Source organism: Pseudomonas sp. UBA6753, from assembly GCF_002453565.1.
GTDB lineage: Bacteria > Pseudomonadota > Gammaproteobacteria > Pseudomonadales > Pseudomonadaceae > Aquipseudomonas > Aquipseudomonas putida_Z.
Genome location: NZ_DKHD01000026.1, coordinates 23680 through 38324 on the forward strand (window position 1 = coordinate 23680; position 14645 = coordinate 38324).

At 63.9% G+C, this 14645-nt stretch carries 15 protein-coding genes; 9 read left to right on the plus strand and 6 right to left on the minus strand.

Translation table 11 applies throughout. From position 1 onward, the window contains the following. Nucleotides 1–57: 57 nt before the first annotated feature. A complete protein-coding gene (locus B2790_RS09755; protein WP_286918729.1) occupies nt 58–2421 on the minus strand; it encodes a penicillin acylase family protein in 2364 nt (787 codons plus the stop codon). Between the two features lie 86 nt (nt 2422–2507). Here B2790_RS09755 and B2790_RS09760 point away from each other — a divergent pair, with 86 nt between their 5' ends. Beyond that, complete coding sequence (locus B2790_RS09760; RefSeq protein ID WP_137162620.1) at nt 2508–3074, plus strand: sugar O-acetyltransferase; 567 nt, start codon at nt 2508–2510, stop codon at nt 3072–3074. Here the strand turns inward: B2790_RS09760 and B2790_RS09765 are convergent. After that, nucleotides 3053–3622 (minus strand): DUF6436 domain-containing protein, encoded by a 570-nt coding sequence (locus tag B2790_RS09765; protein WP_286918731.1) that lies wholly within the window; start codon nt 3620–3622, stop codon nt 3053–3055. The genes B2790_RS09760 and B2790_RS09765 overlap by 22 nt on opposite strands. A 216-nt stretch (nt 3623–3838) precedes the next feature. Between B2790_RS09765 and B2790_RS09770 the strand changes: the two genes are divergently transcribed. Beyond that, nucleotides 3839–4765, plus strand: a complete 927-nt coding sequence (locus tag B2790_RS09770; RefSeq protein WP_286918732.1) for an alpha/beta hydrolase — start codon at nt 3839–3841, stop codon at nt 4763–4765. Here B2790_RS09770 and B2790_RS09775 read toward each other — a convergent pair whose 3' ends face one another. Further along, a complete protein-coding gene (locus B2790_RS09775; RefSeq protein ID WP_003258544.1) occupies nt 4766–5518 on the minus strand; it encodes a DUF2059 domain-containing protein in 753 nt (250 codons plus the stop codon). Nucleotides 5519–5631: 113 nt separating this feature from the next. Here B2790_RS09775 and B2790_RS09780 point away from each other — a divergent pair, with 113 nt between their 5' ends. Together B2790_RS09780 and B2790_RS09785 are read left to right on the plus strand one after the other, a co-directional pair. Beyond that, a complete protein-coding gene (locus B2790_RS09780; RefSeq protein ID WP_084785356.1) occupies nt 5632–6264 on the plus strand; it encodes a 2OG-Fe(II) oxygenase in 633 nt (210 codons plus the stop codon). Beyond that, complete coding sequence (locus B2790_RS09785; protein WP_286918733.1) at nt 6251–6754, plus strand: DUF523 domain-containing protein; 504 nt, start codon at nt 6251–6253, stop codon at nt 6752–6754. Before B2790_RS09780 ends, B2790_RS09785 begins: the two co-directional genes overlap by 14 nt. A gap of 122 nt (nt 6755–6876) precedes the next feature. Here the strand turns inward: B2790_RS09785 and B2790_RS09790 are convergent, their stop codons facing one another. Then, the gene (locus B2790_RS09790) at nt 6877–7365 is read right to left on the minus strand and encodes a substrate-binding periplasmic protein (protein WP_286918734.1); all 489 of its coding nucleotides are present in this window, start codon (nt 7363–7365) and stop codon (nt 6877–6879) included. Between the two features lie 223 nt (nt 7366–7588). On the opposite strand from B2790_RS09790, the gene B2790_RS09795 reads away from it, so the two are divergent. Beyond that, a complete protein-coding gene (locus B2790_RS09795) occupies nt 7589–8065 on the plus strand; it encodes a DUF4399 domain-containing protein (protein ID WP_286918735.1) in 477 nt (158 codons plus the stop codon). 166 nt (nt 8066–8231) lie between these two features. Here the strand turns inward: B2790_RS09795 and serA are convergent, their stop codons facing one another. Next, nucleotides 8232–9461 (minus strand): phosphoglycerate dehydrogenase, encoded by a 1230-nt coding sequence (gene serA, locus B2790_RS09800; RefSeq protein ID WP_003258542.1) that lies wholly within the window; start codon nt 9459–9461, stop codon nt 8232–8234. Nucleotides 9462–9631: 170 nt separating this feature from the next. On the opposite strand from serA, the gene B2790_RS09805 reads away from it, so the two are divergent. From B2790_RS09805 to B2790_RS09820, 4 genes are all read left to right on the plus strand, one after another. Beyond that, nucleotides 9632–11029 carry an FAD-binding oxidoreductase gene (locus B2790_RS09805; RefSeq protein WP_286918736.1) on the plus strand — a complete coding sequence of 466 codons (1398 nt, stop codon included), beginning with the start codon at nt 9632–9634 and terminating at the stop codon, nt 11027–11029. Nucleotides 11030–11054: 25 nt separating this feature from the next. Then, on the plus strand, nt 11055–11720 hold the full coding sequence (locus B2790_RS09810) for a fumarylacetoacetate hydrolase family protein (RefSeq protein WP_019472496.1): 666 nt from the start codon (nt 11055–11057) through the stop codon (nt 11718–11720). Nucleotides 11721–11902: 182 nt separating this feature from the next. After that, a complete protein-coding gene (locus tag B2790_RS09815) occupies nt 11903–12823 on the plus strand; it encodes an SdiA-regulated domain-containing protein (protein ID WP_085614576.1) in 921 nt (306 codons plus the stop codon). 90 nt (nt 12824–12913) lie between these two features. Beyond that, the gene (locus B2790_RS09820) at nt 12914–13816 is read left to right on the plus strand and encodes an SdiA-regulated domain-containing protein (protein ID WP_075046682.1); all 903 of its coding nucleotides are present in this window, start codon (nt 12914–12916) and stop codon (nt 13814–13816) included. A gap of 104 nt (nt 13817–13920) precedes the next feature. Here B2790_RS09820 and rpiA read toward each other — a convergent pair whose 3' ends face one another. Beyond that, nucleotides 13921–14595, minus strand: coding sequence for a ribose-5-phosphate isomerase RpiA (gene rpiA / locus B2790_RS09825; RefSeq protein ID WP_013974672.1), 675 nt, complete (start codon nt 14593–14595; stop codon nt 13921–13923). Between the last annotated feature and the right edge of the window lie 50 nt (nt 14596–14645).

The following is a 14645-nucleotide window of genomic DNA, read 5'->3' on the forward strand; positions in this document are numbered from 1 at the left end:
GTCTCGGCTGGAAGTGTTGTAGAAAATTCGAAAATGTCGGGGGCCGCTTTGCGGCCCCTACGGTGCTGGCACCAGACGCAAGGTACTCTGCGCCGGAATCACCCCCATCTGCGCCTTCTGGTACTGCCCCTGCACATACCCTTCGGCCTGATCCGCAAAATGCCTGTCGAACGGCACGCCACTCTGCCCGACCGGGTTGGTGGTCAGCGCCTGCCCGGCATCGGCAAAGTCGACCAGCCGCCGCGTCGACGGCCCATAGGTCACCGGCCATGGCGCCGGGCCGATCTTCGCCGAGAGGTTGTTCGGCACTTCATGAGTGCCCGGTGCGGCGAACGGGCCGACGTTGAACAGCAGGTTCAGCGGCTTTTTAACCCCCAGCGGGTGGTTGTGGGTCAGGGTATGGGCCTTGCCCCACTGCCAGCTGGCCGGGTCACTGCCCAGGGTCTCCCGCAGGTGCTTCAAGCTGTTCTGCCACGCAGTGCGCACCACGGCGGTACGGTCGGTGCGCTGGTTGGCTCCGCGGGTGTTCCACCACGGGGAATCGGCATCCGCCGCCAGGCGCGGCAGGGCTGCGTCGATGGCGCGGGTGCTGATCAGCACCGGGAACCAGGTGTCGCCCAGCTCGTCATGCAGGGCCGCGAATGCCAGCTCGTAGAGGAACTGGTTGAACAGCGTGGCACTGGTCGAGTCGAGAGGGTAGTCGCCGCTCCAGGCTGCCAGTTGCTCGACCAGCTCCTTCTCTTCGTCACCTTCGGCCACTGCGCGCAGCGTTGCCAGCAGTGGTGCAAGGGTGCGCGGGCCATGGTCGCTGGCAGTGTCCAGCTGCAGCGCCTGGCTGTTTTGGGTATCCCACTTCACCTCGGCGTTGGCCAGGTGGCGGTCGAGCTGGCGGCCTCGGTCCGGCAGGTTGTAGTAACCGGGTATCGGCACCGCCGCCGGAGGCTGGTAGTTGGCCGAGACAATGTAGCCGCGCGCCGGGTTCTCCTGCTGCGGGTTGACGCTGAAGGGATAGAAGCCGAGCTTGTCGGCCTGCGCACTGGCACCGTCAAGGATGAACGCGGGGTCGACGCCGTCGGGGCGGATCGGCAACTGCGCCGCCGCCCACCAGCCGATATCGCCACGGGCATTGGCCCACACCAGGTTCAGCCCCGGCGCATGCACCTTGGCCGCGGCCTCGCGCATCTTGCCCAGGGTATCGGCGCGGTTGAGCTGGTAGAACCCTTCGAGGATCGGGTTTTCGGTTTCCAGGAACGCCCACCACATGGCGATTGGCGTGGGCCCGGCAGTGGCGCCCAGCACGTCGTTGACGATCGGGCCATGGGGCGAGCGGCGCAGGCTGAGGGTGACCGGTGCTTCGCCTTTGACGGCAATCTGTTGCTCGGTCTTTTCCAGCGCCTGCCATTTGCCATCGACCATCACCTGGTTGGAGTCGGTCGGGTTGGTGCGCTCGGCGATCAGGTCGACGTCGTCGTTCTGGAACATGGTCAGGCTCCAGCCGAAGTCGCGGTTGTGGCCGAGCAGGGCGAACGGGTTTAGCGCCTGGAAGTAGCCATACAGGTTGAAGCCCGGCGCCGACAGCTCTGCCTCGTACCACACTGCCGGCACCGCAAAACCGATGTGCGGGTCGCCGGCCAACAGCGGCCTGCCGCTGCGGGTGCGGCTGCCGGCCACGGCCCAGGCGTTGCTGCCCTCGAATTGCGGGATGCCCGCATCGCCCAGCGCGTCATGGCTGAGGCGGGCGAGGGCTTCCAGGCTTTGCCAGTCGGCAGCGGCCAGCGGTGTACCCAAGGCGCCCTCGGGCTGCCAGGCGAGATCGAAGATGTGCAGGTACTCAGGGCCCAGTTGGTCGCGGATGTAGGTCAGCGCGGGCTCGGTGCGAAACGCGGCGGCAAAGCTGTAGGCCAGGTAGCCGGCGATGCTCAGGGTGTCTTCGGCGCTGAATGGGCGCGGGGTAATGCCGAGCAGGTCGAATTCCATGGGCTTGGGGTGGCTGGCCTGCCAACTGTTCACCCCGTCGAGGTAGGCTTGCAGGGCTTGCCAGGCGGGCGATTGCCGGTCCTGACGCTTGGCCATCAGTGCCGCCTGTTCGCGAATGCGCAGGCTGCGGAACAGGGTGTCGGTGGGCAGCAGCTTGTCGCCCAGCACCTCGGCCAGCTCACCCCGGGCCAGGCGGCGCAGGATCTCCATCTGGAACAGCCGGTCCTGGGCATGCACGTAACCGAGGGCACGGTACAGGTCTGGCTCGCTCTGCGCCTGCAGGTGCGGCACGCCGCGGGCATCGTAGCGCACGCTGACCGGCGCCTGCAGGCCGGCAATGGCCACCTCGCCCTCGCGTTGCGGCAGCTTGCCCTGCACGTACCAGTATCCGGCGCCGGCGGCCACGGCAACCACCACGGCCAACAGGGTCAGGCTGCGCTTCATGCAGGCTCCTTGTGCGTTCAAGCGAAAAATGTGGTCCGATGATCGGCGGATTCGCGAACAGAGCATAGCCCCAGGAAGGAGTTTCCATGTCCCTCAGCGAAAAACAGAAAATGCTTACAGGCCAGCTCTATCACGCTGGCTGCCCCGAGCTGCAGGCCGAGCAGATCGCCAACAAGCACTGGATGCACCGCTACAACAGCAGTATCGAATTGCTCAACGACGCACGTCATGGGCTCCTGGTCGAGCACTTTGGCCAGGTCGGCGAAGGCGCGGTAATCCGCCCGCCGTTCTATTGCGACTATGGCTACAACATCAGCGTCGGCCGCAATACCTTCATGAATTTCAACTGCGTGATCCTCGATGTGCTGCCGGTGCATATCGGTGATGACTGCCAGATCGGCCCCAACGTGCAGATCTATACCGCCGACCACCCGCTCGACCCCGAGGTGCGCCGCACTGGTCTGGAGAGTGGCCGGCCGGTGACCATCGGCAACAACGTGTGGATCGGCGGCGCGGCAATCATCCTGCCGGGGGTGACCATTGGCGATAACGCCGTGGTGGGTGCCGGTAGTGTGGTCACCCGTGACGTGCCGGCAGGCGCGGTGGTGGTGGGCAACCCTGCGCGGGTGCGTCAGCCGGCCCAGGGGCAGTAGCAGCCCACCGCCAGGGTATTTGAGGCACTCACCTGGCGGCCGTCGAGTAGCGCCTTGAGGATCGGCTCGATGAAGCTGTTGCTGGCATTGCATACCGCACCTTCGCTGTAGGGGCCGAAGTAGGCCAAGTGGCCTTGCCGGTCCCAGATGGCCACGGCCGGGGAGGCGGGCAGGTGTTCGCTGCCGGGCACGCTGGCGAGTGGCTTGAGGGCGGTGAGGTTGGCGGGCAGCTGGCCGTGGCTGTCGGGCTTTTGCAGCACATGGAAGGTCACGCCCTGGCTGGCGAACTGGCTGACCAGGTCGCCCAAGTGCTGCTGGTTGCCGACGTTGCACGGGCACGCCGGGTCCCAGAAATGCACTACCCGGATCGGGCCGGGGCCGGCCAGCTCGGCGGGCAACTGCAGCTGGCTGCCGTCGAACAGCGTGGCCTTGTTGTCGAACGGGCGCAGGTAGCGGGCCTGGAAGGTGGTGTAGGCCTGCCAGACCAAAGTGGTGCAGAGCAGCAAGGCGAGGGCGATCAGGACTGGTTTGGCAAGGCGGGTCGGCATGGATGTCTGTAAGTTTCTTGTGGTGGGTCCACTGGCCCTATAGCCGGCAAGCCAGCTCCCACAGGATATCACCAGGCCTGAGGCCGGCAGGCAACCTGTGGGAGCTGGCTTGCCGGCGATAGGGCCGGTACAGGTGATACATAGCCCAAGCTTGCCACGACGCCAGCCAGAGCTGAATATCCCAGATCAATACTTGCTTCACTGTGGATGTACCCGATGCCCGCTGCCTTTCACCCAGACCTCCTGCGCACCAGCCTGGCGCCGTTGACCGCTCGCCAGCCGTTGTCGGCGCAGGCGCAGGACTACCAGCGCTTCTATGGCCTGAACCTTTCGGCCCACAGCTGGCTGGGCGGCTTCCAGGCCGCAGGCTTCGAGCTGGTCGGGCAGGCCTGGCTACCCGAGCAGCCGAGCGCGACGCTATTCCTGCTGCACGGCTATTACGACCATATGGGCCTCTACCGGCATGTGATCGATTGGGCGCTCAAACAGGGTTTCGCCGTGATCAGTTGCGACCTGCCCGGCCATGGCCTGTCCAGCGGCGAGCGGGCCAGCATCAGTGATTTCGCGGTTTACCAGCAGGTGCTGGAGGCTTTGTTCGAACAGGCGCGCACGCTGAAACTGCCGCGCCCTTGGCACCTGTGCGGGCAAAGCACCGGTGGCGCCATCGCCGTTGACCACCTGTTGTACCAAGGCGCGCGCAGCCCCATCGATGGCCAGGTCATCCTGTTGGCACCGCTGGTGCGGCCCTGTGCCTGGCGCTGGTCGAAGCTGAGCTATCGCGTGTTGCGTCACTTCGTGAATGGCATCGAGCGGCGCTTCAGCGAGAACACCAATGACCCGACCTTCCTGCCGTTCCTCGAAGCCGACCCGCTGCAACCGCGCCGCCTGCCAACGGCCTGGGTGGGGGCCTTGATTGCCTGGGTCAAACGCATCGAGGCCGCGCCGCGCAGCACGCGGCGGCCGTTGATCGTGCAAGGAGAAGCGGATGGCACAGTGGACTGGCCGTACAACCTCGAAGTACTCAAGGCCAAGTTTGCCGAGCCGCAGATTCTGATGCTGCCCGAGGCCCGTCACCACCTGGCCAACGAGCTGCCGGGCATTCGCCAGCGCTACTTCGACTTCATCGACCAGCGCCTGGGCTGATCACTTCAGGTCGCTGCTGCTCTGGCCAACCGCCAGGCCTGCGCGAACTGCGGCCAGGGCGGCCTGGTAGTAAGCCTTGCCGTCTGGCGACTCGGCAAAGGTGGCGAACTCTTCCAGCTCGGCATCGGACAGGTCGCGATAGACATACAGCAGGGTGTTGTTGAGGTCTTCGCCGATCTGGCCCATCAGGCGCTGGCGCTGGCCGTCGAGCAGGTTCTGGGCCTGACCGCCGCCGAACAGGCCGGGGATCATCGAGCTGAGGCTGTCGGCCGCCACGCCAGCGATGGCCAGGCTCACTTCGGCGCCGGCTTCGCGCGCCGGCAGGGCCTGGGCCAGGTGGCCGATTATCAGCAGGCGGTCATCGCTGGCCTGGATCTTCGGCAAGCCCTTGGCATTCCTGGCCAGTTCGTCCTTGCGGGTGGCCTTGAGCTCCGCAGCCACCACCTTGCGCCCCAGCGGCGACCGGAAGAAGGCCAGCGCTGGTGCCGGGTTGGCCAGGGTTGCGCGCAGCTGCGCCTGGGCGCGACGGTCCACCGCCTGGGCCTGGAAGCGCTGGTTGCTGTTGTTTACCAGCGCCTGGTACACGGCGGGTGGCAAACTGTTGCGGTAGCGTTCCTGGGCGGCGGTCAGGGCATCATTGAAATGGGCGCGCTGGTCGGGCCAGCCGGCGGCCTTGTACAGTTGATCCAGGTTGTCTGCCCAGACAGGCACGGTGCAGATCATCAGCAGAATCAGGGAAAACAGACGGCGCATTCAGGACTCCTGTCGGCAGGTGGCTATTGTCCGTGGCCGGGCGCCGGTTTGTCGAGATATCCGCGTGCTTCTCGGCCAAGTGGCGCTGTGCGCCGACATGGCTAATGGATATGATGCGCGCCATGCACATCTCCCCTGAACACCCGATGCTTGCGGCCGTCGTCGACGATCTGGTCACCCATGGCTGGTCCCAGCAGGCGCTTTTTCTGCCTGCCGACCTGGTGCGCGCGCTCGCGGCTGAGTGCCGGCGCCGTGATGCCGAAGGCGAACTCAACCCCGCAGGGGTTGGGCGCGGTGCTGCCCAGGAGGTGCGCGAGGCCATTCGCGGCGACCAGATCCAGTGGATCGACCCCGGCCAGGCCGAGGCCTGCGACCAGTACCTGAGCGCCATGGACCAGCTGCGCCAGGCCATCAACCAGGGCCTGTTCCTCGGCCTGGAAGACTTCGAGTGCCATTTTGCCTTGTACCCGCCGGGGGCGTTCTATCGCCGGCACCTGGACCGCTTCCGCGATGATGACCGGCGCATGGTGTCGGCAGTCCTGTACCTGAATGAAGGCTGGCAGCCGCAGGACGGTGGCCAGTTGCGCATGTTCCTGGCGGACGGTGTCGAGCATGATGTCGAGCCGGTGGCGGGCTGCCTGGTGGTGTTCCTGTCGGGCGAGGTGCCCCATGAGGTGCTGCCGGCAGGGCGTGAGCGGCTTTCGTTGACCGGCTGGTTCCGGCGCCGTGGCAATGACCCGTTCTGACCTGCCCAAGGTGCTGGTCAGTGCTTGCCTGCTGGGGCAGCCGGTGCGCTATGACGGCCGCGCCAGTGGCCACCCCGACCTGTTGCAGCGCTGGCAGGCCGAAGGGCGCGTGGTGCCGTTGTGCCCGGAAGTGGCCGGTGGCTTGCCGACCCCACGGCCGCCTGCAGAGATACCGGGCGGGCAGGGTGGGGAGGTGCTCGACGGTGGCGCGCAGGTGCTGACGGTGACGGGCGAGGATGTCAGCGCCGAGTTCCTGGCCGGGGCGCAGCGGGCGCTGGAGCTGGTGCGCCGGCATGGCATTCGTGTGGCCGTGCTGAAGGCCGGAAGCCCTTCGTGTGGCAACCGGTTGACCTATGACGGCACGTTCAGTGGTGTGAAGGTGGCCGGGGAAGGAGTGACCACGGCATTGCTGCGGCGGGCGGGGGTGCTGGTGTTCAGCGAGCTGGAGCTGGACGAGGCACAGCAGGCTCTGGCCGGGCTTTCAGCTTAAGCCTGTACCGGCCGCTTCGCGGGCTCGCCCGCTCCCACAGGGATAGCACCCGCTCCCGGGCCTGTGATTAACCTGTGGGAGCGGGCGTGCCCGCGAAGAGGCCAGTACAGGCAATAAAGAACTTACTGCCCGGACGCAGTCTCAGGCACACCCTTGAACCACTTCTGCTCAAGCTCGGCAGTCCGCCCGCTGTCCTTGAGCCGCTGCAGTGCATTGTTCACCGCGCTCTCGAACGCCGGGTTGTTCTTCTGGAACGGGATCACCAGCTGCTTCTCGCCAAACGGCAGGCTCACATCGAGCTGGCCGTCACCTTTGGGCGATTCGCTCGACGGGGTCAGTGCGATGTCGTACTTGCCACTCTCGACACCGGGCAGTACCTCTGCCGCAGGGGCTTCGATGAACTCGGCGCGCAGGTCCAGTTCCTTGGCCAGGTCCTGGCCAAACTCGATCTCGAAACCGGTCAGGTGGTCATTTTCCTTGAAAGCGTACGGCGAGTTGTCGGCCTGTACGGCAATGCGCAGTTCGCCCCGGTCGGCAATTTCGTCTATCAGCTCGGCCTGAGCCAATGGCGTGATCAGTACCGCCAGCATTACTCCGATGATCGAACGCATTAAAGCCCCTTTCTCTTTGGCAGATGAATAACCTTCGCCACGGCTTTCTTCCTCGCCGTGGTCGAGCGCAGCCTATGACCTTGAAGCCTCGGCATTGTTTAACCCGGATTGAAATATTTCTGCCTGACGATGTGAACATCTGGGCAAACATATCAACTAAGGTGAACCACCGCCGCCACTGGAATACTGGCGGCGGTCAATAAGTGAATCACAGGAGAAGTGAATGAACAGCCTATTTTCGCGTGCTGCCGTTGCTGGTCTGTTGATGGGAGCGTCAATGTTCGCCAGTGCCGCAGATGCCCTGAAGAGCCAGGAGCGGCCCAAGGATGCCAAGGTCTTCATCGTTTCCCCCGCCGATGGCGCCACGGTCGACAAGACCTTCACCGTCAAGTTCGGCATCGAGGGCATGGCGCTCAAGCCTGCGGGCGACAGCACCCCGCACACCGGGCACCACCACCTGCTGGTGGACGTGGATAAAGAGCCGGTGGCCGACATGGCGCTGCCATCCAGCCTGATGCCACAGGCCGGCACCGCGCTGCCGGATGGCCCGCAAGTGCTGCACTTCGGCAAGGCGCAGACCGAGACCAGCATTACCCTCACCCCGGGCAAGCACACCCTGCAACTGGTGCTGGGTGACCAGTATCACGTGCCGTTCAAGCCGAGCGTCGTGTCGCAGAAGATTACTGTCGACGTGAAATAGGTGTCGGGTTCTTCGCGGGCTCGCCCGCTCCCACATGATCACCACTGGCTTCAAGGCTGGTGTGGACCCTGTGGGAGCGGGCAAGCCCGCGAAGCAGGCGACACCAATGTCACAGGCAAAAAAAGGGAGGCCACCAGGGCCTCCCTTTTTCATGCCGCCAGCGAACTTAGAACAGGACGCGGGAACGGATGGTGCCCTTGACCTGTTGCAGCTTCTCTTGCGCCAGGTCGGAGTACTCGGCGTCAACGTCGATCACCACGTAACCGACTTTCTCGTTGGTCTGCAGGAACTGACCGGAGATGTTGATGCCGTTCTCGGCGAAGACCTTGTTGATCTCGCTGAGCACGCCCGGGATGTTTTCGTGGATGTGCAGCAGACGGTGCTTGCCTGGGTGCGCCGGCAGGGCCACTTCCGGGAAGTTGACCGAGGATACCGAGGTACCGTTGTCGCTGTACTTGACCAGCTTCTCGGCCACTTCCAGGCCGATGTTGGCCTGGGCTTCGGCAGTGGAACCACCGATGTGCGGGGTCAGAATCACGTTGTCCAGGCCACGCAGCGGGCTTTCGAACTGCTCGTCGTTGGAGCGCGGCTCCACCGGGAACACGTCGATGGCGGCGCCGATCAGGTGCTGGTCCTTGATGGCGGCGGCCAGGTGGTCCAGCTCGACCACGGTGCCGCGTGCGGCGTTGATCAGGATCGCGCCCTTCTTCATCGCGCGGATTTCCTTCTCGCCGATCATCCACTGGGTGGACGGCAGCTCAGGCACGTGCAGCGAAACGATGTCGGCCAGGCCCAGCAGCTCGTGCAGGCTGGTGACCTGCACGGCGTTGCCCAGTGGCAGCTTGGTCAGCGGGTCGTAGAAATACACCTGCATGCCCATATTCTCGGCCAGGACCGACAGCTGGGTGCCGATCGAGCCGTAACCGACGATACCCAGCTTCTTGCCGCGGATTTCGAAGGAATTGGCCGCGCTCTTGATCCAGCCGCCACGGTGGCAGGAAGCGTTCTTCTCGGGGATGCCGCGCAGCAGCAGGATGGCTTCGGCCAGTACCAGTTCGGCTACCGAACGGGTGTTGGAATATGGCGCGTTGAACACGGCGATACCGCGCTCGCGGGCAGCTTCCAGGTCGACCTGGTTGGTGCCGATGCAGAAGCAGCCAACAGCGACCAGTTTCTTGGCGCAGTCGAAGATCTCTTCGGTCAGCTGGGTGCGCGAACGGATACCGATGAAGTGGGCATCGGCGATCTTTTCCTTCAGCTCGGCTTCCGGCAGCGAACCAGTGAGGTATTCGATGTTGGTGTAGCCGGCGGCCTTGAGGGTATCGACCGCGTTCTGGTGCACACCTTCAAGAAGAAGGAACCGGATCTTGCTCTTGTCGAGAGAAGTCTTGCTCATCTGCGTAAACCTGTATCCCGGAGAAAAAATGGCGAGGGTGATGCCAGGCGCAAAGGCAGCCTTAGCATGAACAGCGGGAGGGCTATGCTAGCATACGCGACACAATCTGAGCTTATCCCGACAGGTGAAGAGTGCTCAGGGTGACTATGAATAAGTCGAGAGTTCCAGCGATGACCCACCCCGCTGCTATTGATGAACTGATGACCCTTGTCGACCCTGGCAAGGTCCTGACCGACGCAGCTTCCCTGGAAGTCTATGGCAAGGACTGGACCAAGCATTACCCACCGGCGCCCAGCGCCATCGTCTTCCCCAAGACGGTGGAGCAGGTGCAGGCGATCGTGCGCTGGGCCAACACGCACAAGGTGGCGCTGGTGCCGTCGGGCGGGCGTACCGGGCTCTCCGCAGGCGCCGTGGCGGCCAATGGCGAAGTGGTGGTCGCCTTCGACTACATGAACCAGATTCTCGGCTTCAATGCCTTCGACCGCACCGTGGTCTGCCAGCCAGGGGTGATTACCCGCCAGCTGCAGGCCTACGCCGAAGAACAGGGCCTGTATTACCCGGTGGACTTCGCCTCCAGCGGTTCCAGCCAGATTGGCGGCAATATCGGCACCAATGCCGGCGGGATCAAGGTGATTCGCTACGGCATGACCCGCAACTGGGTGGCCGGCTTGAAGGTGGTCACCGGCAAGGGTGAGCTGCTGGAGCTGAACAAGGACCTGATCAAGAACGCCACCGGCTACGACCTGCGCCAGCTGTTCATCGGTGCCGAAGGTACCCTGGGCTTTGTGGTCGAGGCCACCATGCGTCTGGACCGTGCGCCGCGCAACCTCACCGCGATGGTGCTGGGGACCCCGGATTTCGACTCGATCATGCCGGTGCTGCATGCCTTCCAGGGCAAGCTGGACCTGACCGCCTTCGAGTTCTTTTCCGACAAGGGCCTGGCCAAGATCCTGGCGCGTGGTGATGTGCCGGCGCCGTTCGAGACCGACTGCCCGTTCTATGCGCTGCTGGAATTCGAGGCCAGCACCGAGGAGGTGGCCAACGAAGCCCTGGCCACCTTCGAGCACTGCGTCGAGCAAGGCTGGGTGCTGGACGGGGTGATGAGCCAGAGCGAGACCCAGCTGAAAAACCTGTGGAAACTGCGCGAGTACCTGTCGGAAACCATCTCGCACTGGACCCCGTACAAGAACGACATTTCTGTCACGGTATCGAAAGTGCCAGCGTTCCTGCGCGATATCGACGCCATCGTGGCCGAACATTACCCGGATTACGAAGTGGTGTGGTACGGCCACATCGGCGACGGCAACCTGCACCTGAACATCCTCAAGCCCGAGCACATGAGCAAGGATGACTTCTTCGCTTCGTGCACCAAGGTCAACAAGTGGGTGTTCGATATCGTCAAGCGCTACAACGGCTCGATCTCGGCCGAGCACGGCGTGGGCATGACCAAGCGAGACTACCTGGGCTACAGCCGCTCGCCCGAAGAAATCGCCTGCATGAAGGCAATAAAGGCCGTGTTCGACCCTAACGGCATCATGAATCCGGGTAAGATCTTCGCACCTGAATAGAAAGCAGTATCCAGAGGAGTCGGCCATGAGTTACCAGCACCAGTACGTAGACGGCACACGCATTCACTTCCCGCTGGGCAAGGTGGTGTGCATCGGCCGTAACTATGCCGAGCATGCCAAGGAGCTGGACAACCCGATCCCCACCGAACCGCTGCTGTTCATCAAGCCGGGCAGCTGCGTGGTGCCGGCCGAGGGCGGCTTCAAGATTCCGGTCGAGCGTGGCTCGGTGCACTATGAGGCGGAAATTGCCGTGCTGCTGGGCAAGCCGTTGTCGACTCATCCGAGCGAGGAAGAGGTGCTGGACGCCATTTCCGGTTATGCCCCGGCGCTGGACCTCACCCTGCGCGATGTGCAGGCCAAGCTGAAAGAGAAGGGCCTGCCATGGGAGTTGGCCAAGTGCTTCGACGGCGCCTGCGTACTGCCGCCGTTCGTGTCAGCCGCCAGCTTCGAGGATGTGACCGACATTCCGGTGCGCCTGACCGTCAACGGCGAAGTTCGCCAGGACGGTAACAGCGCGATGATGCTCAACCCGATCGTGCCGATGATTCAGTACATGGCGGCACATTTTTCGCTGCAGGCGGGGGATGTGATCCTCACCGGCACCCCGGCGGGCGTGGGGCCGTTCAATGTCGGTGACGAACTGGTGCTGGAGCTGCCGGGTGTGAGCCGCTTCGAAAGCCGGGTGCTCTGATTCGAGACCGCGTCGCCTTCTTCGCGGGTAAACCCGCTCCCACAGGAATATCACAAGCTTCAAACCTGTGGAGAACCCTGTGGGAGCGGGCATGCCCGCGAAGAGGCCGGTCCTGTTTACCGATTTTTCACACCTGATCCGGATAATGCGCGAACCTACGCCCATTTCCCCAGGACCCCCGCATGCCATCTCCCTCCAGCGCCCCGGCAACCCCCAAGCGTCGTTTCTTCCTGCGCTGGCCCTTCGGCCTGGCCGCGGCGGCGGTAATCGGCTATGGCGTGGCTGTGGCCATGCACTGGGATGACCGCGGCGCGCTGTGGGTCAAGGAAAGCTTCGAAAGCACCGCCGAGCGCAGCGAAAGCGTATGGCTGCCGGACTACCAGGTCGACATCGATGCCAAGCCGCTGCCGGGCATGGACGACGATGAAGCTTCGGATGTGGCCTTCAACCCGCGTACCCGCACCCTGTTCGCAGTCATGGGCAAGAACCCGATCCTGGTCGAACTGAGCCTGGATGGCGATGTACTGCGCAAGATCCCCCTCAACGGCTGGAACAACCCGGAAGGCGTCGCCGTGTTGGAAGACGGCTTCCTGGCAATCACCGATGAGCGCCTGCACGACCTGACTGTGGTCAAGGTGGATGCGCAGACCACCTCGTTGAACCATGATGATTTCCAGAGCCACGACCTGGGCCAGTCGGTGAAGAGCAACAAGGGCTTCGAGGCGGTGGCCTGGGACCCGCTGCGCCAGCGCCTGGTCATCGGTGAGGAGCGCCCGCCAAGGCTGTACACCTGGAACACCGATGGCCGCAGCCCGCTCACGGGCGAAAAGCAGCCGTTGCCCAACGATGAACTGGACCTGCGCAACCTCTCGGCGCTGGGCGTCGACCCGCGTACCGGCCACCTGCTGGCGCTGTCGGCCGATTCCAACATGCTGCTGGAGCTGGACGAGCAGGGGCAGCAGGTCAGCTTCATGACCTTGCTCGGCGGTTTCAACGGCCTGCAGGACACCATTCCGCGTGCCGAAGGGGTGGCCATGGACGACAAGGGCAACCTGTACATGGTCAGCGAGCCGGCCCTGTTCTATCGCTTCAGAAAGAACTGAACCCAATATCCGACTTTTCGGATGCTGGCATTAAGCTTTAATTCAGTGGTTCATGGTTAGATTCGCCACCCCTATGTCGAGTCTGCCTTCATGCGCCGTTCTGTTCGCCTGTTCCTTGTTTTGGCCGCCATCGGCCTGCTGCTGCTCGGCCTGGCCGGGCAGGAGTTCCGCCTGTTCGAGCGTGGCTGGTTCAACCTCAAGGCCTGGTGGCAGCCCGCCGAGCAGAGCATCGGCCTGGACCGCTACCGGGTGGTGGTGGAGGCGCAGCCGGTCGAAGGGCTGGATGACGACATATCGGCGCTGACCTACGACCCCGACCGCAAGACCCTGTTTACCGTCACCAATGCCCGCTCGGAGCTGATCGAGCTGTCGCTGGACGGCCGCATCCTGCGCCGGGTGCCGCTGACCGGCTTCGGCGACCCGGAAGCGGTAGAGTACGTCGGGCCCAACAGCTATGTGATCACCGACGAGCGTCAGCAGCGGCTGATTCGCGTGCGCCTGGAGGACGACACGATGTTCCTCGATGCCGGCGATGCCGAGCAGCTGACCCTGGGCATTGGCCTGAACGGCAACAAGGGTTTCGAGGGGCTGGCTTACGATTCGGCGGGCAAGCGCCTGTTCGTGGCCAAGGAGCGTGACCCGATGCTGATCTACGAGGTGCATGGCTTCCCGCACGACAACCCTGAGCAGCCCTATGCGGTGCATGTGGTGCAGGACCGCAAGCGCGATTCGCGGCTGTTCGTGCGGGACCTGTCGAGCTTGCAGTTCGATGAGCGCAGCGGGCACCTGTTGGCGCTGTCGGACGAGTCGCGGCTGGTGCTGGAACTGGATGTGGAGGGCCGGCCGCTGAGTACCTTGTCGTTGCGCAAGGGGTTCCAGGGATTGCAGGCGACGGTGCCACAGGCGGAGGGGATTGCGATGGATGAGGCAGGGACCATCTATCTGGTCAGTGAGCCGAACCTGTTCTATGTGTTCAAACAGCCAGCGGAGTGAGTGCCTGTGAGGACCTATTCGCGGGCATGCCCGCTCCCACAGGTACGCCACAGGTTTCGGACCCTGTGCAATACCTGTGGGAGCGGGCGCGCCCGCGAAGAAGGTTACTCAGCCTTCAGGCTTTTCACGCCCTCAGAGGTACCCAGCAGCAGCAAATCCGCCGGACGCGCCGCGAACAGGCCGTTGGTCACCACGCCAACGATGGCGTTGATCTGTGCTTCCAGCTCCACCGGGTTGGTGATCTGCAGGTTGTGCACATCGAGGATCACGTTGCCGTTGTCGGTAACCACGCCCTCACGGTACACCGGGTCACCACCCAGCTTGACCAGCTGGCGCGCCACGTGGCTGCGGGCCATCGGGATCACTTCGACCGGCAGCGGGAAGGCGCCCAGCACCGGTACCAGCTTGCTGGCGTCGGCGATGCAGATGAAGGTCTTGGCCACGGCGGCGACGATCTTCTCGCGGGTCAGGGCTGCGCCGCCGCCCTTGATCAGGTTCAGGTGCGCGTCGCTCTCGTCGGCGCCGTCCACGTAGAACTCCAGTTCGCTGACGCTGTTCAGCTCGTAGACCGGGATGCCATGGCCCTTCAGACGCTGGGCAGTGGCTTCGGAGCTGGCGACCGCGCCGTCGAAGGCGGTCTTGTGCTGAGCCAGGGCGTCGATGAAGAAGTTGGCGGTCGAACCGGTGCCGACGCCGACGACGCTCTTTTCATCCAGCTTGGGCAGAATGAAGTCGACAGCGGCCTGGGCGACGGCCTGTTTGAGTTGGTCCTGGGTCATGCGGGCTCCGAGAGGGGCAGGGCGGTTTTGAAAAGAGCCTAGTATAACGG

Excerpts from the sequence above, each read along its gene's own strand:
- B2790_RS09760 (WP_137162620.1), top strand. The coding sequence starts at position 2,508 with ATGTCCCTCAGCGAAAAACAGAAAATGCTTACAGGCCAGCTCTATCAC.
- B2790_RS09785 (WP_286918733.1), top strand. The coding sequence starts at position 6,251 with ATGACCCGTTCTGACCTGCCCAAGGTGCTGGTCAGTGCTTGCCTGCTG.
- B2790_RS09780 (WP_084785356.1), top strand. The coding sequence starts at position 5,632 with ATGCGCGCCATGCACATCTCCCCTGAACACCCGATGCTTGCGGCCGTC.
- B2790_RS09775 (WP_003258544.1), bottom strand. The coding sequence starts at position 5,518 with ATGCGCCGTCTGTTTTCCCTGATTCTGCTGATGATCTGCACCGTGCCT.
- B2790_RS09815 (WP_085614576.1), top strand. The coding sequence starts at position 11,903 with ATGCCATCTCCCTCCAGCGCCCCGGCAACCCCCAAGCGTCGTTTCTTC.
- B2790_RS09810 (WP_019472496.1), top strand. The coding sequence starts at position 11,055 with ATGAGTTACCAGCACCAGTACGTAGACGGCACACGCATTCACTTCCCG.
- B2790_RS09820 (WP_075046682.1), top strand. The coding sequence starts at position 12,914 with ATGCGCCGTTCTGTTCGCCTGTTCCTTGTTTTGGCCGCCATCGGCCTG.
- B2790_RS09770 (WP_286918732.1), top strand. The coding sequence starts at position 3,839 with ATGCCCGCTGCCTTTCACCCAGACCTCCTGCGCACCAGCCTGGCGCCG.
- B2790_RS09795 (WP_286918735.1), top strand. The coding sequence starts at position 7,589 with ATGAACAGCCTATTTTCGCGTGCTGCCGTTGCTGGTCTGTTGATGGGA.
- B2790_RS09790 (WP_286918734.1), bottom strand. The coding sequence starts at position 7,365 with ATGCGTTCGATCATCGGAGTAATGCTGGCGGTACTGATCACGCCATTG.
- serA (WP_003258542.1), bottom strand. The coding sequence starts at position 9,461 with ATGAGCAAGACTTCTCTCGACAAGAGCAAGATCCGGTTCCTTCTTCTT.
- rpiA (WP_013974672.1), bottom strand. The coding sequence starts at position 14,595 with ATGACCCAGGACCAACTCAAACAGGCCGTCGCCCAGGCCGCTGTCGAC.
- B2790_RS09805 (WP_286918736.1), top strand. The coding sequence starts at position 9,632 with ATGACCCACCCCGCTGCTATTGATGAACTGATGACCCTTGTCGACCCT.
- B2790_RS09755 (WP_286918729.1), bottom strand. The coding sequence starts at position 2,421 with ATGAAGCGCAGCCTGACCCTGTTGGCCGTGGTGGTTGCCGTGGCCGCC.
- B2790_RS09765 (WP_286918731.1), bottom strand. The coding sequence starts at position 3,622 with ATGCCGACCCGCCTTGCCAAACCAGTCCTGATCGCCCTCGCCTTGCTG.